This is a genomic window from Nocardioides sp. SR21 (genome assembly GCF_022761125.1).
In the GTDB taxonomy this organism is placed as follows: domain Bacteria; phylum Actinomycetota; class Actinomycetes; order Propionibacteriales; family Nocardioidaceae; genus Nocardioides.
In genome coordinates, this window is record NZ_JAKWJR010000005.1 from 264,710 (window position 1) to 283,285 (window position 18,576).

19 protein-coding genes are annotated in these 18,576 nt (G+C 72.2%); 9 read left to right on the top strand and 10 right to left on the bottom strand.

Annotated elements, in window-relative coordinates:
• Positions 1 to 2 precede the first annotated feature (2 nt).
• Positions 3 to 2,201, bottom strand: a complete 2,199-nt coding sequence (locus MJ604_RS11585) for a family 78 glycoside hydrolase catalytic domain (RefSeq protein ID WP_243058485.1) — start codon at positions 2,199 to 2,201, stop codon at positions 3 to 5.
• A gap of 161 nt (positions 2,202 to 2,362) precedes the next feature.
• Between MJ604_RS11585 and MJ604_RS11590 the strand changes: the two genes are divergently transcribed.
• Entirely contained in the window at positions 2,363 to 4,204 is a 1,842-nt protein-coding gene (locus MJ604_RS11590; RefSeq protein WP_279235783.1) for a phosphoenolpyruvate carboxykinase (GTP), read from the top strand.
• 10 nt (positions 4,205 to 4,214) lie between these two features.
• On the opposite strand, the gene MJ604_RS11595 is transcribed toward MJ604_RS11590, so the two are convergent.
• Entirely contained in the window at positions 4,215 to 4,592 is a 378-nt protein-coding gene (locus MJ604_RS11595; RefSeq protein WP_243058487.1) for a DUF4267 domain-containing protein, read from the bottom strand.
• A gap of 9 nt (positions 4,593 to 4,601) precedes the next feature.
• Entirely contained in the window at positions 4,602 to 5,321 is a 720-nt protein-coding gene (locus MJ604_RS11600) for a phosphatase PAP2 family protein (protein ID WP_243058488.1), read from the bottom strand.
• Positions 5,322 to 5,449: 128 nt separating this feature from the next.
• On the opposite strand from MJ604_RS11600, the gene MJ604_RS11605 reads away from it, so the two are divergent.
• Both MJ604_RS11605 and MJ604_RS11610 read left to right on the top strand, forming a co-directional pair.
• On the top strand, positions 5,450 to 6,043 hold the full coding sequence (locus tag MJ604_RS11605) for a TetR/AcrR family transcriptional regulator (protein ID WP_243058489.1): 594 nt from the start codon (positions 5,450 to 5,452) through the stop codon (positions 6,041 to 6,043).
• A 1-nt stretch (position 6,044) separates the two neighbouring features.
• A complete protein-coding gene (locus MJ604_RS11610) occupies positions 6,045 to 6,191 on the top strand; it encodes a hypothetical protein (protein ID WP_243058490.1) in 147 nt (48 codons plus the stop codon).
• Here MJ604_RS11610 and MJ604_RS11615 read toward each other — a convergent pair.
• The 3 genes from MJ604_RS11615 to MJ604_RS11625 all read right to left on the bottom strand — a co-directional run bounded on the left by MJ604_RS11615 (position 6,184) and on the right by MJ604_RS11625 (position 10,271).
• On the bottom strand, positions 6,184 to 7,194 hold the full coding sequence (locus tag MJ604_RS11615) for a LacI family DNA-binding transcriptional regulator (protein ID WP_243058491.1): 1,011 nt from the start codon (positions 7,192 to 7,194) through the stop codon (positions 6,184 to 6,186). The genes MJ604_RS11610 and MJ604_RS11615 overlap by 8 nt on opposite strands.
• A gap of 22 nt (positions 7,195 to 7,216) precedes the next feature.
• Complete coding sequence (locus MJ604_RS11620; protein ID WP_243058492.1) at positions 7,217 to 7,429, bottom strand: hypothetical protein; 213 nt, start codon at positions 7,427 to 7,429, stop codon at positions 7,217 to 7,219.
• An 88-nt stretch (positions 7,430 to 7,517) separates the two neighbouring features.
• On the bottom strand, positions 7,518 to 10,271 hold the full coding sequence (locus MJ604_RS11625) for an alpha-amylase family glycosyl hydrolase (RefSeq protein ID WP_243058493.1): 2,754 nt from the start codon (positions 10,269 to 10,271) through the stop codon (positions 7,518 to 7,520).
• Between the two features lie 138 nt (positions 10,272 to 10,409).
• Here MJ604_RS11625 and MJ604_RS11630 point away from each other — a divergent pair, with 138 nt between their 5' ends.
• Positions 10,410 to 10,991: a hypothetical protein gene (locus tag MJ604_RS11630; RefSeq protein ID WP_243058494.1), complete on the top strand. Its 582-nt coding sequence runs from the start codon at positions 10,410 to 10,412 to the stop codon at positions 10,989 to 10,991.
• A gap of 31 nt (positions 10,992 to 11,022) precedes the next feature.
• Here the strand turns inward: MJ604_RS11630 and MJ604_RS11635 are convergent, their stop codons facing one another.
• On the bottom strand, positions 11,023 to 12,195 hold the full coding sequence (locus MJ604_RS11635) for an acyl-CoA dehydrogenase family protein (protein WP_243058495.1): 1,173 nt from the start codon (positions 12,193 to 12,195) through the stop codon (positions 11,023 to 11,025).
• A gap of 71 nt (positions 12,196 to 12,266) precedes the next feature.
• On the opposite strand from MJ604_RS11635, the gene npdG reads away from it, so the two are divergent.
• From npdG to MJ604_RS11650, 3 genes are all read left to right on the top strand, one after another.
• A complete protein-coding gene (gene npdG / locus MJ604_RS11640; protein ID WP_243058496.1) occupies positions 12,267 to 12,944 on the top strand; it encodes an NADPH-dependent F420 reductase in 678 nt (225 codons plus the stop codon).
• Between the two features lie 227 nt (positions 12,945 to 13,171).
• Positions 13,172 to 13,834, top strand: a complete 663-nt coding sequence (locus tag MJ604_RS11645; protein WP_243058497.1) for a PQ-loop repeat-containing protein — start codon at positions 13,172 to 13,174, stop codon at positions 13,832 to 13,834.
• Between the two features lie 73 nt (positions 13,835 to 13,907).
• Positions 13,908 to 14,369: a PGPGW domain-containing protein gene (locus MJ604_RS11650; RefSeq protein WP_243058498.1), complete on the top strand. Its 462-nt coding sequence runs from the start codon at positions 13,908 to 13,910 to the stop codon at positions 14,367 to 14,369.
• 12 nt (positions 14,370 to 14,381) lie between these two features.
• On the opposite strand, the gene MJ604_RS23870 is transcribed toward MJ604_RS11650, so the two are convergent.
• From MJ604_RS23870 to MJ604_RS11665, 3 genes are all read right to left on the bottom strand, one after another.
• Complete coding sequence (locus MJ604_RS23870; RefSeq protein WP_279235784.1) at positions 14,382 to 15,218, bottom strand: hypothetical protein; 837 nt, start codon at positions 15,216 to 15,218, stop codon at positions 14,382 to 14,384.
• A gap of 70 nt (positions 15,219 to 15,288) precedes the next feature.
• Entirely contained in the window at positions 15,289 to 16,461 is a 1,173-nt protein-coding gene (locus MJ604_RS11660; protein ID WP_243058499.1) for a 4-hydroxybenzoate 3-monooxygenase, read from the bottom strand.
• 36 nt (positions 16,462 to 16,497) lie between these two features.
• A complete protein-coding gene (locus tag MJ604_RS11665; protein WP_243058500.1) occupies positions 16,498 to 17,238 on the bottom strand; it encodes an IclR family transcriptional regulator in 741 nt (246 codons plus the stop codon).
• 70 nt (positions 17,239 to 17,308) lie between these two features.
• Here MJ604_RS11665 and pcaH point away from each other — a divergent pair, with 70 nt between their 5' ends.
• Both pcaH and MJ604_RS11675 read left to right on the top strand, forming a co-directional pair.
• Positions 17,309 to 18,061, top strand: a complete 753-nt coding sequence (pcaH, locus tag MJ604_RS11670; RefSeq protein ID WP_243058501.1) for a protocatechuate 3,4-dioxygenase subunit beta — start codon at positions 17,309 to 17,311, stop codon at positions 18,059 to 18,061.
• A complete protein-coding gene (locus MJ604_RS11675; protein ID WP_243058502.1) occupies positions 18,058 to 18,573 on the top strand; it encodes a protocatechuate 3,4-dioxygenase subunit alpha in 516 nt (171 codons plus the stop codon). The genes pcaH and MJ604_RS11675 overlap by 4 nt, the downstream gene beginning before the upstream one ends.
• Positions 18,574 to 18,576: the final 3 nt, after the last annotated feature.

An 18,576-nucleotide genomic window follows, 5' to 3' on the forward strand; every position in this document is an offset into this window, starting at 1 on the left:
GCTCAGAGCTCGCGCTCGGTCCCGTCCGGCAGCGAGAGCAGGCCGGTGACACCCGGCGGCAGCGTGACGTCGACGTCCAGCTCGTCGTCGGTGAGCTCCCAGCGCACCGAGACGGTGCCGTGCCGGGTCTCGAGCGAGGCCTCGGCCCAGGTCAGCCCGCCACCGGGGCGCGGCGCGACCAGCACGCGGGAGTAGCCCGCCTCGAGAGGCGCGATGCCCGCGACCGTGCGGTGCATCCAGTCGGCGACCGCGCCGAGGGCGTAGTGGTTGAAGCTGGTCATCTCGCCGGGGTTGATCGAGCCGTCGGGGAGCATCGAGTCCCAGCGCTCCCACACGGTGGTCGCGCCCATCGTCACGGCGTACAGCCACGACGGGCACGCGCGCTGCATCAGCAGGCCGTACGCGTCGTCGACGCGGCCGGTGCGCGTCAGCGCCTCGGTGACGTACGGCGTGCCCGCGAACCCGGTCGAGATCCGGTGCCCGCTCGCGGCCACCAGCTCGGCGAGCCGTCGGCCGGCCCGCTGCGACGTCGCCTCGTCGAGCAGGCCGAAGACGATGGCCAGCGTGTAGACGGTCGTGCAGTCGGACGTGATCGTTGCGTCGGCGCTCACGTAGGCCTCGTTGAAGGCCGACCGCGTGCGCTCGGCGATCGCGCGGAACTCCGCGTCGTCGCGCCCGAGCACCACGGCGGCGTCGGCGAGGATCCGCGCGGAGCGGTACTTGGCGGCGGTCGCGACGACGGACGGGTCCGCCTTCGCCGCCCACGGCTGGTCCGGCGGAGCGTCGGGATCGAGCCAGTCGCCGAACTGGAAGCCGGTGTCCCACAGGCCGTTCGGCGAGGACAGCGCCTCGACGCGCCGCACGTGCCCGGCCATCGAGTCCCACTGCCGCTCGAGGACCGACGCGTCGCCGTACGCCTCGAAGAGCGCCCACGGGACCCAGACCGCGGCGTCGCTCCAGATCGCGGCGGTGTCCGGCGCCGGCACGCCCTTCGGGTGCGGCACCTTCTTGAGCACGTCGGGCACCACGAACGGCACCTGGTCGTCGGCGTGCGCCTGCTCGACGGCGAGGTCGAGGAGCCAGTCGGAGAGGAACGCCTCGACGTCGTAGAGGTATGCCGCGGACGGCGCGAACACCGCGAGGTCGCCGGTCCAGCCGAGCCGCTCGTTGCGCTGCGGGCAGTCGGTCGGCACGTCGAGGACGTTGCCGCGCAGGCCCCACACGATGTTGCGGTGCAGCTGCTCGAGGTCCGGGTCGGAGCACGCGAAGGTGCCGGTCCGGCGCAGGTCCGAGTGCACGACGACCGCCTCCAGGGACGCGGGATCGACCGGCCCGGTGACCTCGACGTACCGGAACCCGTGGAACGTGAACGTCGGCTCGAAGGTGTCGTCGCCGCCGCTGAGGATGAACCGGTCGGTGGCCTGCGCGTCGCGCAGCGGCCGCACCCCGAGCTCGCCGTCCTCGAGCACCTCGGCGTGCCGTAGCCGGATCTCGTCGCCGCGCGGGCCGCGCGCGCTGAACCGCACCCAGCCGACGAGGTTCTGCCCGAAGTCGACCAGCGTCCGGCCGGACGGTGACGTCCAGACCCGCTGCGGGCGCAGGGACTCGTGACGGACCGCCGGCGGGCCGACGTACGGCGTCAGCAGACCGGTGTCGAACGGCAGCTCGTGGACCGGGTGGAACTGCGACTCGGGCCCCTGGGCCGCGAACGTCTCGCGGCGCCGGGCGTCGATGGTCTGCCCGTCGTAGAGGTCGTCGGCGAGCGTCTCCGACGGCCCGGCCTCCCAGGTGTGGTCGGTGCCCACGACCTGCCGGTGGCCGTCCTCGAAGCAGACCTCCAGCTGAGCGATCAGCCCGAGCCGGTCGCCGTACAGCGCCCGGCCGCCCTGGAAGCCGAGCCGGCCGCGGTACCAGCCGTTGCCGAGCGTCGCGGTGATCTCGGTGCTGTCGTCGAGGAGAGCGGCGACGTCGTGCGTGCGGTAGCGCAGCCGCCACTCGTAGGCGCTCCACCCCGGTGACAGCACGTCCGCGGCGACCGGCGTACCGCCGAGACGGACCTCGTGCACGCCGAGGCTGCTGACGTGCAGCAGCGCCTCGGTGACGGGGCCGTGGCCGGCGTCGAGCTCGACGGTACGGCGGAACATCGGGGCGGTGAGGTCGACGGCCGGAGTGACCATCCGGGCCTGCCACGTGACGGACATGCCGCCACGCTAGGAGCGCGCCCGGCGGTGCGGAACGGCGTTGCTCGTGATGGGAGGCATCGGCGGCCGAGGTGACGTTGGTCCCTACCCGACGGTGCCGGGAGACGGCAGGGTGGGTACGGTGCCGCAACGGACGGGCTTGACCGAAAGGCGTGCAGTTCATGGTCGATGTGCAGAGCGTGCTGGATGAAGCGGGCGTGACGAACTCCCAGGTGCGTGAGTACGTCGCGCACTGGGCGGCGATCACCGAGCCGGAGCGGATCGAGGTCGTCAGCGCGGCCGACGACGCCCGGCTGGTGCAGGAGGCGCTCGACGCGGGCGAGCTGCTGCCCGCCGGCGAGGGCCTCTACTACTCGCGCAGCTACCACAAGGACACCGCGCGCTCGGAGGAGCGCACGATCGTCGCGACCAGCAACCCCGACGACCGGGGCGTCTACAACAACTGGCGCCCGGCCGACGAGATGAAGCCGATGCTGATCGAGCGGATGCGCGGCACCTCGCGTGGCAAGACGATGTACGTGATCCCGTACCTCATGGCCCCTCCGGGCTCGCCGCTCGAGCAGTTCGCCGCCGGCGTCGAGCTCACCGACACCCGCACGGTCGTGCTGCACATGATCCGGATGTCGCGGGTGGGCGCGCAGTACGTCAACGAGCTCGCCGAGCCCGACAGCTTCGTGCGCGCCGTGCACGTCACCGGCGACCTGCCGAACCTCGGCCAGGGCACGCCCGACGACCAGCGCTACTTCGTCACCGTCGCCGACGAGCGGACGATCCTGCACTACGGGTCGTCGTACGGCGGCAACGCGCTGCTCGGCAAGATCGCGCACGGCCTGCGCCAGGCCTGCTACGACGGCTGGGCGTCGGGCGGCTTCCTCGCCGAGCAGTTCATGCTGCTCGGGATCATCGACAACCAGACCGGCAAGCGCTACCACGTCTGCGGCGGCTTCCCGAGTGCGTCGGGCAAGACGAACCTCGCGATGACGCTGGCGCCGGACGCGCTCGGCGACCGGTACCGCGTCGAGTTCTACGGCGACGACATCGCGTGGCTGTGGGTCAATCCGGACGACGGCCGGGTCTACGGCATGAACCCGGAGAACGGCGTCTTCGGCGTCGCCAAGGACACCAACGAGAAGACCAACCCGACCGCCCTGGACTCGATCCAGCCGGGCAGCGGCGCGATCTTCACCAACGTCGCCTACAACCCCGGCACCCACGAGGTCTGGTGGGAGGGCAAGACCAAGCAGCCGCCCGCCGACGTGACCGGGTGGCAGGACTGGAAGGGCGAGCTGATCTCCGAGCGCGAGCCCGGCGACACCTCCCCGTGGGCGCACCCGAACAGCCGCTTCACCACCACGCTTGCCAACGTCCCGAACGTCGCGTCGAACTTCGAGGACCCCGCCGGCGTCCCGATCGACGCGATCATCTTCGGCGGCCGCACCAGCGACCGCGAGCCGCTGGTCCGTGCGATCCATGACCTCGCCGAGGGCGTGTACGACGGCCTCACGCTCGGCGCCGAGGCGACGTTCGCCGCCGAGGGCGTCGACGGCCAGCTGCGCTACGACCCGATGTCGATGCGGCCGTTCATGGCCTACTCCGAGGGCGAGTACGCCGCGCACTGGCTGCGGATCATCGGCCAGGCGACCGACCAGCCGATCTTCGCGCACGTGAACTGGTTCCAGCGCGACCCCGAGGACGGCCACTTCCGCTGGCCCGGCTACCGCGAGAACCTGCGCGCGCTGCTGTGGCTGTGCCAGCTCAAGGACGGTCTCGTCAGCGGCCGCGAGACGCCGGTCGGCGTACTCCCGACGAAGGACGAGCTGCGCCTCGACGGCCTCGAGATCGACGCCGCCGACCTCGACGTGCTCCTCACGATCGACACCGAGCGGTGGCGCCAGGAGATGGGCTTCCGCGAGGCGCACCTCGAGCAGTTCGACAACCTGCCCGAGGAGATCTGGGAGGCGCACCGCCGGGTCGCGGCCGCCCTCGACGACTCCGACGACTGACCGCTCCGCGTCAGCGGCGCGGGCGGAGGGCGCCCCAGAGGCCGACGCCGATGCCGACGACCGCGCCGCCGAGGCCGATCGCCTTCTGGGACCCGGTCATCTGGTCGTGGACGGCCAGCCCGCCGAGCAGGTCGGCGGCGTCGGCGCCACCGGAGGCGAGGAACCAGCGCCGGGTGTCGGTGCCGCGCAGCGAGGTGACGACGAGAGCGCCCCCGATCAGGGCGTCGCGGTAGCCCATCGAGCGCAGCAGCAGCCGTGTGGTCGGGACCGGATCCTCGTCCTTGTCGCCCCAGAGCTGGTTCGCCCGCACCGGGGAGACGAGGAACGAGACTCCGGACGCGAGGCGGATGGACCCGGCGACGAGGCCGGCGCGGTCGACGCGTGACATGGCCGGAGGCTAGCGGTTGGTGCGGCTCCGGGTCAGCCACAGCGCGCCGAGGACCAGCGCGGATCCGGCGATGCCGTCGAGCCAGTAGTGGTTCGCGGTGCTCACCACCACGAACAAGGTCGCCAGCGGGTGCAGCAGCCACAGCCAGCGCCACCGGGTGTGGCACGCGGAGATCATCACGACCGCGATCAGCAGGGCCCAGCCGACGTGCAGGCTGGGCATCGCGGCGTACTCGTTCGACATGCTGCCCAGCACGGGCGCCTGGTAGATCGAGATCCCGCCGGCGTGCCCGGTGTCGACCATGCCGAGCGAGGTGAGCAGCCGCGGCGGGGTCACGGGCACGAGCACGTGGAAGACCAGCGCCGCACCGGTCGCGGCGAGCAGCGCGCGCTTCGCCCAGTGGTACGCCGGGTGCCGGTAGCGGTACAGCCACACCAGCACCGCGATCGTCAGCGGGAAGTGGACCGAGACGTAGTAGCGGTTGGCCAGGTCGATGAGCCAGTCGTGGCCGAGCGCCCAGACCTGCACCGACGCCTCGGTGGGCATCCGCAGCCAGCGCTCGGCGTCGAGGATGCGGTGCGCGTGGGCGTCGGCCTGGCCGAGCTCCTGCGCCGCCAGCATCCGGCCGAGGTTGTAGAGGAGGAACGCGCCGAGCACCTGGGCCAGCTCGCGCAGCACGTCCGTGCTGGCGGTACGCCGCGAGCTGGGCGCGACCGTGCTCACCGCCATGTGCGTCGTACGTCCTCTCGAGATAACTTACATCTGTAAGATAGCCGGGGATCGGGTAGAACCCCACATCGGGTCCGACCCGGTTCACGGGCCGAACTCATCGGCTGTCTCGCGGAGAAGGAGGGGCGATGGGCGCGCCAGATACCTCCGACCTGACCTCCCCTGTTCGGCCTTCCGCGGATCCGCGCAGTGCGCGGAGCCGGGCGCAGCTCGCCGACGCGCTGCGGGTGCTGCTCGCGACCCGCGATCCCGAGGACATCTCCGTCTCGGCGCTCTGCGCCCAGGCGGGCGTGAGCCGGCCGACCTTCTACCAGCACTTCGCCAGCGTCGACGACGTCGCGGTCGCGGGGGTCGAGCGGCGCTTCGTGCAGCTGAGCGCGGAGCTGCCCGACGGCCCGGACGCGTCGTACCGCCTCGTCACCCGGTTCCTCGAGGAGCTCGACGCCGAGCGCGGCACGTGGCGACGCACGATCGGCACCGGCTCGGCGTTCGCGGGGTCGCGCGACGCCGTCGAGAACTGGTTCGCCGCCCGCCTCGCCGAGCGCGCGCCCGCCGCCAGCCCCACCGCGGTGCGGTACGCCGCGGCCGGGTTCTTCGGCGTCGTCCGGGCGTGGCTGCGCGAGGACGACGGGCCGCAGCGGCGTACCGCCGACGAGCTCGCGACCGACCTCGCGGAGGTGTCGGCCCGGGTGCTCGGGCGGGAGAGCGGCCTAGGCTGCTGACATGAAGACGCGATTGAGCTGCCCGTGCGGTGAGGTGATCAAGGGCCAGGACGAGGACGAGCTGGTCGAGCTGACCCAGCAGCACCTCGCCGAGGCGCATCCGGGGATGTCCTACGGCCGCGACGAGATCCTCTTCATCGCTACCTGACCGGCGCGGCGGTGCTCTCGCGCACGACCAGCTCCGTCGGGAGCATGACCGGGTCCGGTTGAGCGCCGTCCATCACGGCGGCGATCGTCGCGACCGCGGCGCGGCCCTTCCCGGCCACGTTCTGCCGCACCGTGGTCAGGGGCGGCCGGCTGTTCGCAGCCGGTGTGCTGTCGTCGAACCCGACGACCGAGACGTCGGCCGGGACCTGCAGGCCGAGCGACTCCGCCGCACGGATGGTCGCGAACGCGAACGCGTCCGAGAAGCAGAGCACGGCGGTGGGTCGGTCCGGCCGGTCGAGCAGCGCGCGCGCGCTGTCGAACGCCGCGGTGCTGGGGTGGTACGGCGTCGTGACCACGACCGGCTCGATCCCGGCGGGGTCGAGCGCGTCGTGCCAGCCGAGCATCCGCTCGCGGGCGGGGTAGTTCAGCATCTCGGGGTCGGTCTCGAGGGTCACGATCCCGATCCGGCGGTGACCCAGGTCGAGGACGTGCTCGGCGGCCAGCCGCGCGCCGCCGCGGTCGTCGACGTTGACCGAGGCGGTGCCCTCGCTCAGGTTGTGGTCGACCACGACCATCGGGAGCTTGCGGCGCTCGAGCCAGCCGATGTCGGGAGCCGTCGGGTCGCAGATGTAGACGAGCACCCCGTCGACGGCGACGTCGCGGGCGGGCACGAACGACTGCGTGGCCGACGACGGCATCACGGTGAGCGCCATGCCGCGGCCGGCGAGCTCGTCGGACACCGCGGCGAGGAAGGCCGCGGAGACGGCGTCCTCGAACGCCTCGCTCAGGCTGCCGTTGATCAGCAGCCCGACGGATCCGGTGCGCCCACGGGCCAGGGCCCGGGCCGACGGGTCGGGGCCGACGTACCCGAGCTCGTCGGCGGCGGCCAGGATCCGCTCGCGCAGCTCGGCCGAGAGCTGGTCGGGCCGCGAGAACGCGTTCGACACCGTCATCCGGCTCACGCCGACGCGGTCCGCGATCGACTGGAGGGTCACCTTGGCCATCGGGACCCAGTATGAGTGGTGCTCACGCCCGGCTCGTGCGGCAGGTCTCGGCCGGCCGGGGCTCCATCCATCGGGCGAGGGCGTGCAGGGCCGCGGCCGAGCGCAGCCGGGTGCCGGCCAGGCGGGGTTCCCGCGGCTCGGGGTCGGGGACGACGGGGGCGTCGGGGCGGGCGCTGCCCGCGGTGGCGCGAGCCGCGTGGACGGCCAGCTGGCCGGCGATGGGGTCGAACGTCATGGCTCCTCCTTCGTGGACTCTTGACCGGTACAGTAGTCCACCACGCCTTTACCGGTCAAGTGACCGGTAAAGATGACGTTCGGCGGAGTCAGTCCGCGGGGACGACCGAGGGCTCGTGCGTGATCGGGTCCCAGGTGAAGACGTAGCTGCCGCCACCCTCGGGCACGACCAGCGTCAGGTTGCCGCCACCCGCGGCTCCCCCGGAGCCGTAGTTCACGGTCCACGAGTCGTCGATCGCGACCTTCCAGTCGTAGCTCCCGGCGGGCAGCGTGAACGTGCCGTGCCACAGCCCGTCGCCGGCGTCGAACGCCAGGTGCGTCGTGTCGCAGCCGGGTTGCCAGTCCTCGGGGCAGCCGAGCTCGCTCTGGAGGCTGCCGGCGACCGTCACCGAGTCGACGCTCGGCTCCGGAGCGGAGACGAAGACCTGGATCGTCCTCGTCACGGTGGATCCGCTCGGCTCGGTCAACGTCGCGCGGTAGCGGACCGAGGTCCCGCGCGCGAGGTCGGACACGTCGTCGACCACGGTGTACACCGGCGCCGACGAGTCCCGGCCGAGGCTGGTCCACGGACCGCCCTCGACCGAGCGCTGGAACCTGACCACCTGGAGCGGCCGCTCCGGGTCGACGGTCGCCGTGACCGTCACCGGGTAGACGTCGCCGACCCCGCCGTTGGGAGCCGGCGACGTCACGCGAAGCACCGTCTCCGGCACCCGCACAGTGATCGGCGACGTGCCGCGGGTGTGCCCGGCGTTGTCGAGCACCGCCGCCCGGTAGCTGACCCGGTCGCGGGGCAGCAGGTCCGTCGCGGTGTCGTCGAAGACCCGGTAGGGCGCGGTGTCGTCGACGCCGATGGTCTGCCACCGGCCGAGGGGCTCGAGGCGCCGCTGGAACGTCACCTCGTAGAACGACGAGCCACGCACGTTCGCGCGGACCGCGATCCGGCCGTCGGAGACGTTGCCGGTCGTGACGCCGAGCCGGGTCTGGGGCGCCCGCTTCGACCGCGGGATCTTCGTCCTCGACTCGTAGACGACGCTCGACAGCCCCGGGACGAGCACGTCGAGCCGGCGCTCGGCGTTCGTCGTCAGCGTGGCCGGACCCTCGCCGTACACCTTCCGGAACGCACCCTTCGGCACCCACGTCGGGATCGTCGCCGATCGCGCCTGGGTGCTGTTGTTGAGGACCACGACGTACTCGCGCTGCTGCGCGTGATCGATCCGCGAGAACGCGAACAGTCCCGGACGCTTCTCGTGGAAGCGGACCTGCTGGGCGCCGTCGGCCAGCGCCGGGTGCTCGGAGCGCAGCGCTGCGAGCGCAGCGATGTCCTCGTACAGCGGATGGTCGGTCACGAAGTTGTCGTCGGCGCCGGTGTTGTCGGTGCCGAGCTGGTCGCCCTGCTGGTACTCCTCGACCTGGCTGGCGAACATCGTCTGCCGCGCGGACTGGTCACCGCCGAGCCCGGCGAAGCCCTGCTCGTCGCCGTAGTAGACGACCGGGTTCCCGCGCGAGAGGTACATGAGCTCGTGGGCCAGCCGGTCGCGCGCCAGCAGCTCGGCGTCGTCGGCGCCGGGGTTGTCGGTCTTCAGGAAGTAGCCGATCCGGCCCATGTCGTGGTTGCCGAGGAACGTCGGCAGTGAGTACGCGTTCGAGTCGGAGTCGGTGTAGACGTCGTCGTCGAGGAAGAACTTCACGAGCCGCTTGGTGCGCACGCCCTTCGAGGCGAAGTCGCGGGCGGCGGCCTGGAACGGGAAGTCGAGGATCGCCTGCATCCGGTCGCGGGTCGTGTAGTGCGACGTGAACTGCTTCGCCGCCAGGTCGTAGCCGTCGAGCGCGACCTCGCCGAACATGAAGAAGTCGGGGTTGCCGTCGGCTGCGGCGATCTTCTGCAGGCGCGGGCCGAACTCCTGCCAGAACTCGTCGTTGACGTGCTTCATGGTGTCGATGCGGAAGCCGTCGATGTCGAAGTCCTCGACCCACGTCTTGTAGATGTCGACCATCCCGTCGACGACCTCGGGCTTCTCGGTGAAGAGGTCGTCGAGACCGAAGAAGTCGCCGTACTGGCTGTCCTCGCCGGTGAAGGTCGTGTTGCCGCGGTTGTGGTAGTTCGTGACGTCGTTGAGCCAGGCCGGGACCTTGAGGTCCTCCTCGCCGGCGTCGAGCTCCGGCACGTACGGGAACGACCTCTCCGGGTCGAGCTCGGGGAACTCCTCGGTGCCGGCGTGGTCGCGGTCGTCGAAGACGTCGCCGGACGCGTCGCGGTAGGGCACGGCGTCCTTCGAGACGTATGCCGTGCGGTCGCCGTCGGTGTAGCCGATGACGTCGGCGGTGTGGTTGGTGATGATGTCGAAGAACACCTTGATGCCGCGCTCGTGCGCGGCGTCGACGAGGTCGGTGAGGTCCTGGTTGGTGCCGAGGTGCGGGTCGACCTGGGTGAAGTCGGTGATCCAGTAGCCGTGGTAGCCGGCGGACGGCCCGTCCTCGAGCTGGACCGGCTTGTTCTCGAAGATCGGTGTCAGCCAGATCGCGGTCGTGCCCAGCCCCTGGATGTAGTCGAGTCGCGAGCGCAGGCCGTCGAGGTCGCCGCCGTTGTAGAACCCCTTGCTGGTCGGGTCGAAGCCGGTGGTGTTGGGGTCGCCGGCCAGGCCGCCGGTGTCGTTCGCGGGATCGCCGTTCTCGAAGCGGTCGCCCATCACGAAGTAGAAGTTCTCGCCGGTCAGGTCGGGGCGCGGCATGTGCCGCGCGTAGGAACCGCCGGTGTCGGGCTCCGCCGAGGCCGGCGGGGCGGCGATGCCGAGCGCGACGGCGACGGCGAGCGGGGTGGTGAGGAGGGCGAGGCGACGATGCATGAAGACTCCCGAGAGGTGACCTGGATCACGTTGGGAGCAACCTAGGCGGGGCCGCCGACACAGGCAAGGGAGGTTTGCCCGCCCCGTGACGGGGCACGGGGGCGGGAGGAGGGAGCACCCCCACACGAGGAGCTCCAGATGAAGCACCGCACCGCCCTAGCTGCCGCCGCGACCGCCGCTCTCTGCTCGGGGAGCATGCTCGCCGCCGTCCCACCCGCCGGCGCGAACGGTGACCACGACGGCGACCACGACGGGTACGACGTCGTCATCCCCCTGACCGAGCGGGCCAGCAAGCAGCTGCGCGACGGGCAGAACCGGGTCGCCGCGACCGGCAAGGCCGACGCGTGGGCCGACGACGGCCAGGTCGTGCTGAGCTTCCCGGTCGCCGGCGGCGACCACCGTCGTCACGGCGACGGCGGGGACCGCGCGATGGCCCTCAAGGGCGGGGTCGCCTACACCGGCGCCGGCCCGGACATCACGTGGGAGCGCCTCAAGGTCAAGGACAACGGCGTGATCACCGCGCAGCTGCGTGACGGCACCCGGTCCGCGATCCTCCGGGTCGCCGGCGACCGGCACCACCGCGGCGGTGACCACGGGGGTGACCACGGCGGCTACACGCTGGTGCTCACCGCTGTCGGCGCGGCGTCGCTCAACAACGCGGCGCAGGGTGCGCCGTTCTCCGCGGGCGACGCGTTCGCCGGCGGGAACGACTGCCGCTGAGCCCGCTCCGACCAGCGCAGCGGCTGTTCGGTCAGTCGGTGGCGCGGGACAACGTGCCCGCGCCACCGCGGTCGAGGGAGCGCCCGATCACCATCCGCTGGATCTGGTTGGTGCCCTCGAAGATCTGCATCACCTTGGCCTCGCGCATGAACCGCTCCACCGGGAAGTCGCGCGTGTAGCCGTAGCCACCGAGCACCTGCACCGCGTCGGTGGTCACCTTCATCGCGTTGTCGGTCGCGACCAGCTTGGCGATCGACGCCTCCCGGCTGAACGGCAGGCCCTGGTCCTTCAGCCGCGCCGCGTGCAGCATGGTCGCGCGCGCCGACTGCACGGCGGCCTCCATGTCGGCCAGCACGAACGCCAGGCCCTGGTGGTCGATGATCCGCTCGCCGAACGTCTCGCGGTTCTTCGCGTAGGCGACCGCGTGGTCGAGCGCCCCCTGCGCGAGACCGGTCGCGACCGCCGCGATGCCGAGGCGCCCCGAGTCGAGCCCGGCGAGCGCGATCTTGAGGCCGTCGCCCTCGGCGCCGAGCAGCCGCTCGGCCGGGACGCGTACGTCGTCGAAGCGCATGGTCGCGGTCGCGGAGCCGGTGAGGCCCATCTTCTGCTCGGGCGGGTCCGCGAACAGCCCGTCGGAGTCGGCGTTCACCAGGAAGCACGAGATGTCGTTGCGGCCGTCGCCGGTGCGCGCCATCACCTTGTAGAAGTCGGCGTGCCCGCCGTGCGTGGTCCACGCCTTCGCGCCGGTGATGACGTACTCGTCGCCGTCGCGGCGAGCGCGCGTGGTCATCGCCGCCGGGTCGGAGCCGGCGTGCGGCTCGGAGAGGCAGTAGGCACCGAGCAGCTCGCCGCCGAGCATGTCCGGCAGCCAGCGCTGCTTCTGCTCCTCGGTCCCGGCGGTGGCCAGCCCGAAGCAGCTCAAGGCGTGCACGGAGACGCCGACGCCGACGCTCGACCACACCGAGCCGATCTCCTCGAGCACCTGGAGGTAGACCTCGTACGGCAGCCCGCCGCCGCCGTACTCCTCCGGGTAGGGCAGGCCCAGCAGGCCGGCGCGCCCGAGGGTGCGGAACGCGTCGCGCGGGAAGGTCTCGGTGCGCTCCGCCTGGGCGACCTGGGGGCCGAGCTCGTTGGTGGCGAGATCGCGCACCAGCGCGATCAGGTCGACGGCCTCTTCGGTGGGGAGCAGGCGAGATGCGGGCATGCCCCCAGTGTGGCGCGTGACACCTCCCGGCGGCCTCCCGGGTGTGGGCGCGGGCTGAGAGAGTGGCCGCCATGACGAACCTCCCCGAGTCCCTCGCAGGTAAGACCGTCGCCGTCCTGGGCGGCACCGGCCCGCAGGGTCGCGGCCTGGCCCGGCGGTTCGCCGCCGCCGGCGTGCCCGTCGTGATCGGCAGCCGCAGCGCCGAGCGTGCGAGCGAGACCGCGGGCACCCTCGCCGAGGCGACCGGCGGCCAGGTGAGCGGCGCCGACAACGCGGGCGCTGCTGCGGCCGGTGACATCGTCGTGGTCGCCGTCCCGTGGGACGGGCACGGCGAGCTGCTCGCCGAGCTGGCCCCCGCGCTCTCCGGCAAGGTCGTCGTCGACTGCGTGAACCCGCTCGGCTTCGACAAGCAGGGCGCCTACGCCCTGCCCGTCGAGGAGGGCTCGGCCGCGCAGCAGGCGCAGGCGATCCTGGCCGACAGCACCGTGGTCGGTGCGTTCCACAACGTCAGCGCGGTGCTGCTCGAGGACCCCGAGGTCGCCTCCGTCGACACCGACGTCCTGGTGCTCGGCGACGTCCGCGAGGCCACCGACCTGGTGCAGGACCTGTGCGGCACGATCCCCGGCGTCCGGGGCGTGTACGGCGGCCGGCTCCGCAACGCCCACCAGGTCGAGGCGCTCACCGCCAACCTGATCAGCGTGAACCGCCGCTACAAGGCGCACGCCGGGGTCCGGGTCACGGACATTTAGGCGGTTTCACCGGGATGTGCGGGAGATCACCCCGCCTGACGGGCTGTCGACCTTAAATTCGGTCGGGAAGTGCCCGATAGGACGGTAAGATCTTCGGTGAACCGGTCGGCTGACCATCCGCCGCCGGTCCCACCCCTAACCGCTTCACACGACGCGGTCGTCTGCCACCTCGGTGGCGGCGGCCGCGTCGTCATGTGCGCGCCCCGGCGCAGAGAGACAGAACCACCGTGAACATCACCATCGCGACCGTGCTCGGCCTCGCCGCCACGCTGCTCGCGTTCGCCTGCACCGTCCCCCAGCTCGCCAAGCTGATGCGTGGCCGCTCCGCCGCCGGCATCAGCGTCGCCGCGCTCGCGAACTCCACGATCAGTGGCATCGCCTGGACCGTCTTCGGCCTCGCCGAGGGCGAGGTGTGGGTCGCGCTGCCGGCGCTCGTCGCGCTGCCCGCGACCGCCGGGGCGATGGTGCTGGCCTGGCGCGACGGCGGCAGCCGCGCGCGGATGTGGCTCCCGGTCGTCTGGCTCACCGTGATCCTGACCGCGACCGCGCTGGTGCCGCTGGCCGGGATGGTGCCGATCACGGTCGTCCTCGGGTGCTCGGTCGCGCTGCTGATCACCCCGGCCGCGATCACCGCCTGGCGCAGCCACGACGTGTCCGGCATCGCCGCCTCCGGCTGGGTGATCCTGGTGTTCGACGCGCTGCTCTGCGGTGCGTACGGCGTGATCGCCGGTGTCGACGCCAACGTGCTCTACGCGATCACGGCGACCGTCGGCGCGGTCGCGATCCTCACGCGGATCAGCCTCCCGGCCCACGTGCACGCCCGGATCGTCCCGCTGCCCGCGGGCATCGACCCGAACGTGCACCGCGAGGACCTCAGCCTCGCGGCCTGACCGGTCGGTGGTGCGAGGCTCGCCCCGCTCACACCTCGACCACCGGTTTGCCCGGTTCTGACAGGCTGACGCCATGAAGGACCGGGTCCGGCGGGTGGTGCTGGAGGTCGTCGGCTGGATGCTCGTCGTCGCCGGGGTCGCCGCCCTGGTGCTGCCCGGGCCCGGCCTGCTGATGCTGGCCGGGGGCCTGGTCGTGCTCTCGCAGGAGTACGAGTGGGCCGAGCGCCGGCTCGATCCGATCAAGGTGCGGGCGCTGCGTGGCGCCGCCGAGGGCGTCGAGAACTCGCTGCGCATCGCGATGTCGGTGACCCTGGCCCTCGGCCTGATCGCGTGCGGCGTGCTCTGGATCTGGGGCCCCGAGGACCCGCCGTCCTGGTGGTCGCTCAGCGACATCCTGTGGCTTCCGGGCGGCGCCGCCACCGGGGTCACCCAGATCGTGTCCGGGCTGATCGCGTTGAGCCTGATCGTCTACAGCTACCGCCGCTTCCGCGTGCGGGGGGAGCCAGTCCCCGAGCTCCCGTCGGACGGGGACTGACTCCTCCTCAGGTCACGCGCGCCCGGTGCTGCAGATCGGGAGCGGCACGAGGTCGCACGGGTCGGGCAGTCCGGGGATGTTGCCGCCCCCGCCGCCCCCGCCGTCGTCCCCGCCGCCACCGTTGTCCGGTACGTCGCAGATGGGCAGCGGCAGGCCGAGGTCGCAGACCGGGTCGAGCACACCACCCGGGTCCGGGATCTCGCCACCGCCACCGCCGCCTCCGGGGTTGGCCTGGTCGCAGATGTCCTGCGGGAGGCCCGCGTCGCACAGCGCCTGGATCGGGCTGGTCCCGCCCGCGCCCGGCGGCAGGGTGGCCGCGTCGCAGATCGCCTGGGGCAGGCCCGCGTCGCAGAGCGCCTGGATCGGGCTGTCGCCTCCGCCGGTCGGGATCGGCAGCGTCTCGAACGCGTCGCAGATCGCCTGCGGAAGACCCGCGTCGCATGCCGGCTGCAGTGGGCCGTCGGTGCCGCCACCGCCACCGCCGCCACCGCCGCCGCCGCCGTCACCGCCGGCCCGGCACTTCTTCAGCTTGGCCTGGGCACGCGTGAGCTTCTTCTTGGCCTTCGCCTGCTGCTTCTTGGCCTTCTTCAGCTTCTTGTCCGCGGCCTGGCGCTGCTGGACGCTGTCGGCGTTCCGCTTGGCCTTCTTCGCCTTCTTGACCTTGGCGTTCGACTTCTTGACCGCCTTCTTGGCGGTCTTGACCTGCTTCTTCTCCTTGGCGCACGACGCCGCGCGCTCTCCGCTCGGTGCGCCGCTCGCAGCGTGGGCACCCGTGCTGACCAAGCCGGTGAGGGTCAGCGCGAGCGCGACCCCTCCCGCCAGGACCAGCCGCACCGCGTACCTGATCATCCGACCTCCCTCATCCGGTGCGACGGGATGTGCCCTCCGTCACACTGGCTCAAACGCCGGTCTAGCCAGGTCAGAAGCCGATCGGCAGGCCCGCGTAGTTCTCGGCCAGCCCGGCCGCGCCCGCGCGGCTGCTCGCGACCCAACGCAGCTGCGACAGCTGGAGCTCGCGGTCGAAGGGGTCGTCGTTGCTGTGCAGCATCGTGGTCATCCACCACGAGAAGTGGGTGCACCGCCAGACCCGGCGCAGCGCGGCGTCGGAGTAGGCGTCCGCGAGCGCGGCGTCGCCCTTGAGCAGCGCGGTTAGCGCCGGTGCGAGCAGCGCCACGTCCGCGACGGCGAGGTTGAGGCCCTTCGCGCCGGTCGGCGGCACCAGGTGCGCGGCGTCGCCCGCGAGGAACAGCCGGCCGTGCCGCATCGGCTGCTGCACGAACGACCGCATCGGCAGCACGCTGCGGTCGGTGATGGTCCCGGTCGCCAGCTCCCAGCCGTCCTGCCCGTGGCCGAGCCGCGTCGCGAGCCCGTCCCAGATCCGGTCGTCGGACCAGGTCGCGACGTCGGTGTCGTTCGGCACCTGGAGGTAGAACCGCGAGACGCTCGACGAGCGCATCGAGTGCAGCGCGAAGCCGTCGGGGTGCCAGGCGTAGATCAGCTCGTCGGTCGAGGGGGCGACGTCGGCGAGGATGCCCAGCCAGGAGTAGGGGTAGGTGCGTCCCCAGGTACGCCGCACGCGCTCCGGTACGGCGCCGCGCGACGGGCCGAACGAGCCGTCGCAGCCGACGACCACGTCGGCCTCGAGGCGCTGCGAGGCGCCGTTCGCGTCGGTGTAGGTCACCGACGGCCGGTCGGTCTCGAGGTCGTGCAGCGCGGTGTCGGAGATCTCGTAGACGAAGGCCTGGCTGCGTGCGTGGGCCGCGGCGACCAGGTCCTTCTGCACCTCGGTCTGGCCGTACACCCAGACCGACCGGCCGACGAGGTCGACGAAGTCGAGGTGGTGCCGCTCGCCGGGCCACTGCAGGTAGATCCCGTGGTGCTGGTCGCCCTCGCGCGCCAGGCGGTCGCCGAGTCCGATGTCGGTCAGCAGGTCGACCGTGGACTGCTCGAGGATGCCGGCCCGGATGCGGCTCGCGACGTACTCCTCCGAGCGGGTCTCGAGCACGACGGACTCGATGCCGTCCGCGGCCAGCAGGTGGGAGAGCAGCACGCCGGCCGGGCCCGCGCCGACGATGGCGACTTGAGTTCGCATGCCGCGAGTCAACGGTGGGTCAGGCGGGCGCTGCCATCACTCGCTTCCACTGGCCGAAAGTGCGCGCCCGATGCCGCGCGAGGCGACCTGGAGCGCGCCGACCAGCCGCGGCCGCTCGCGGCCGAGCGACGGGAGCACCATGCCGAGCGCCGCGACCACGTCGTCGCCGCGCCGGATCGGCACCGCGACCGAGCAGCCGCCGAGGCTCATCTCCTCGACGGTCGTCGCGTAGTCGTCGCGCAGCACCCGGGCGAGCTGGCGGCGCAGCGTCCCCGGCTGGGTGATCGTGTACGCCGTCACGCGCGGCAGGTCCGCGAGCACCGCCTGCTGCACGTCGGCCGGCGCGTGCGCGAGCAGCACCTTGCCGACGCCGGTCGCGTGCATCGGCAGTCGCGAGCCGATGCTGCTCACGACCGGGACCGAGGCGTGGCCGGAGAGCCGGTCGAGGTAGAGCACCTCCGTGCCGTCGCGCACCGCGAGGTGCACGGTCGCCAGCGTCGCGCCGTACAGGTCGTGCAGGTACGGCGACGCGAGCTGCCGCAGCCCCGTCTGCACCGGCGCGAGCAGGCCGAGGTCCCAGAGGCGGCGGCCGACGACGTACTCCCCGGACGGCGTCCGGGCCAGTGCGCCCCACGCGACCAGCTCGCCGACCAGCCGGTGCGCGGTCGGCAGCGGCAGCTCCGCGTGCCGGGCCAGCTCGGTGAGCGTCAGTCGGCGGTGGTGCTCGTCGAACGCGGCCAGCAGCGAGAGCGCGCGGGACGTGACCGAGGCAGCCATGGACCCAGTCTTCCACTCACCGGAAGCAGTCGGTCGTCTTTCCCGCGTGCGGCTCCCTAGCGTTCGGCAGGTGACGGAGACCCAGGGCGACATCAGCGCCGAGATCGAGGCGATCTCGAAGGAGTACGACGCGTCCGGCACCGTGGAGCACGGCGTCCGGCTGGACTACCCGCCGTACCGCTCCAGCATCCTGCGGCACCCGACGAAGGCGCCGTTCCAGCTCGACCCGGAGGAGCTGGAGCTGTGGGCGCCGGTCTTCGGGCAGCGCGACGTCGACCCGCTGGAGGCGGACCTCACGATCCAGCACCGCGGCGAGCCGGTCGGCGAGCGGATGACCGTGACCGGGCGGGTGACCGACGGCGAGGGCCGGCCGGTGCGCCACCAGCTGGTCGAGATCTGGCAGGCCAACGCGGGCGGGCGCTACATCCACCAGCGCGACCAGCACCCGGCGCCGCTCGACCCGAACTTCACCGGCATGGGCCGCTGTCTCACCGACGGCGACGGCACCTACCGCTTCACCACGATCAAGCCCGGGCCGTACCCGTGGCGCAACCACCAGAACGCCTGGCGGCCCGCGCACATCCACTTCTCGCTGTTCGGCACCGAGTTCACCCAGCGGCTGATCACCCAGATGTACTTCCCGGGCGACCCGCTGTTCGCGCTCGACCCGATCTACCAGGCCATCGTCGACCCGGCCGCGCGCGACCGGCTCGTGGCGACGTACGACCACGACCTGACGACGCCCGAGTGGGCGACCGGGTACCGCTGGGACATCGTGCTCACCGGCTCGCACCGCACCCCCGTCGAAGGAGACGTCGAGTGACCGCCGCCCCCACGCCCGGCCAGACCGTCGGGCCGTTCTTCGGCTACGCCCTGCCGTTCGACGGCGACAGCGAGCTCGTGCCCCTCGGCCGCCCGGACGCGGTCCGGCTGACCGGGCGGGTGCTCGACGGCGCCGGCGAGGGCGTGCCCGACGCGATCATCGAGCTCTGGCAGCTCGCACCGGACGGTTCGGTCCCGCGGGCCGAGGGCTCGTTCCAGCGCGACGGCTACACGTTCACCGGGTGGGGCCGGGCGTCGACGGACCGCACCGGACGCTACTCGTTCACGACCCTGCGCCCGGGCGGGCCAGCGCCGTACTTCGGGCTGACGATCTTCGCCCGCGGCCTGCTGCACCGGCTCTTCACCCGCGCCTACCTCCCGGGCGCCGCGCCCGCCGGGCTGCGGAGCCTGGACGCCGAGGCCGACGACCGCGGCTTCGTGTTCGACATCCGCCTCCAGGGCGAGGGCGAGACCGTCTTCCTGTCGTACACGCACGACGCCGTGCCCCTTTAATGG

Coding starts and splice junctions, on each gene's coding strand:
- MJ604_RS11585 (WP_243058485.1), bottom strand. CDS start 2,201: ATGTCCGTCACGTGGCAGGCCCGGATGGTCACTCCGGCCGTCGACCTC.
- MJ604_RS11590 (WP_279235783.1), top strand. CDS start 2,363: ATGGTCGATGTGCAGAGCGTGCTGGATGAAGCGGGCGTGACGAACTCC.
- MJ604_RS11595 (WP_243058487.1), bottom strand. CDS start 4,592: ATGTCACGCGTCGACCGCGCCGGCCTCGTCGCCGGGTCCATCCGCCTC.
- MJ604_RS11600 (WP_243058488.1), bottom strand. CDS start 5,321: ATGGCGGTGAGCACGGTCGCGCCCAGCTCGCGGCGTACCGCCAGCACG.
- MJ604_RS11605 (WP_243058489.1), top strand. CDS start 5,450: ATGGGCGCGCCAGATACCTCCGACCTGACCTCCCCTGTTCGGCCTTCC.
- MJ604_RS11610 (WP_243058490.1), top strand. CDS start 6,045: ATGAAGACGCGATTGAGCTGCCCGTGCGGTGAGGTGATCAAGGGCCAG.
- MJ604_RS11615 (WP_243058491.1), bottom strand. CDS start 7,194: ATGGCCAAGGTGACCCTCCAGTCGATCGCGGACCGCGTCGGCGTGAGC.
- MJ604_RS11620 (WP_243058492.1), bottom strand. CDS start 7,429: ATGACGTTCGACCCCATCGCCGGCCAGCTGGCCGTCCACGCGGCTCGC.
- MJ604_RS11625 (WP_243058493.1), bottom strand. CDS start 10,271: ATGCATCGTCGCCTCGCCCTCCTCACCACCCCGCTCGCCGTCGCCGTC.
- MJ604_RS11630 (WP_243058494.1), top strand. CDS start 10,410: ATGAAGCACCGCACCGCCCTAGCTGCCGCCGCGACCGCCGCTCTCTGC.
- MJ604_RS11635 (WP_243058495.1), bottom strand. CDS start 12,195: ATGCCCGCATCTCGCCTGCTCCCCACCGAAGAGGCCGTCGACCTGATC.
- npdG (WP_243058496.1), top strand. CDS start 12,267: ATGACGAACCTCCCCGAGTCCCTCGCAGGTAAGACCGTCGCCGTCCTG.
- MJ604_RS11650 (WP_243058498.1), top strand. CDS start 13,908: ATGAAGGACCGGGTCCGGCGGGTGGTGCTGGAGGTCGTCGGCTGGATG.
- MJ604_RS23870 (WP_279235784.1), bottom strand. CDS start 15,218: ATGATCAGGTACGCGGTGCGGCTGGTCCTGGCGGGAGGGGTCGCGCTC.
- MJ604_RS11660 (WP_243058499.1), bottom strand. CDS start 16,461: ATGCGAACTCAAGTCGCCATCGTCGGCGCGGGCCCGGCCGGCGTGCTG.
- MJ604_RS11665 (WP_243058500.1), bottom strand. CDS start 17,238: ATGGCTGCCTCGGTCACGTCCCGCGCGCTCTCGCTGCTGGCCGCGTTC.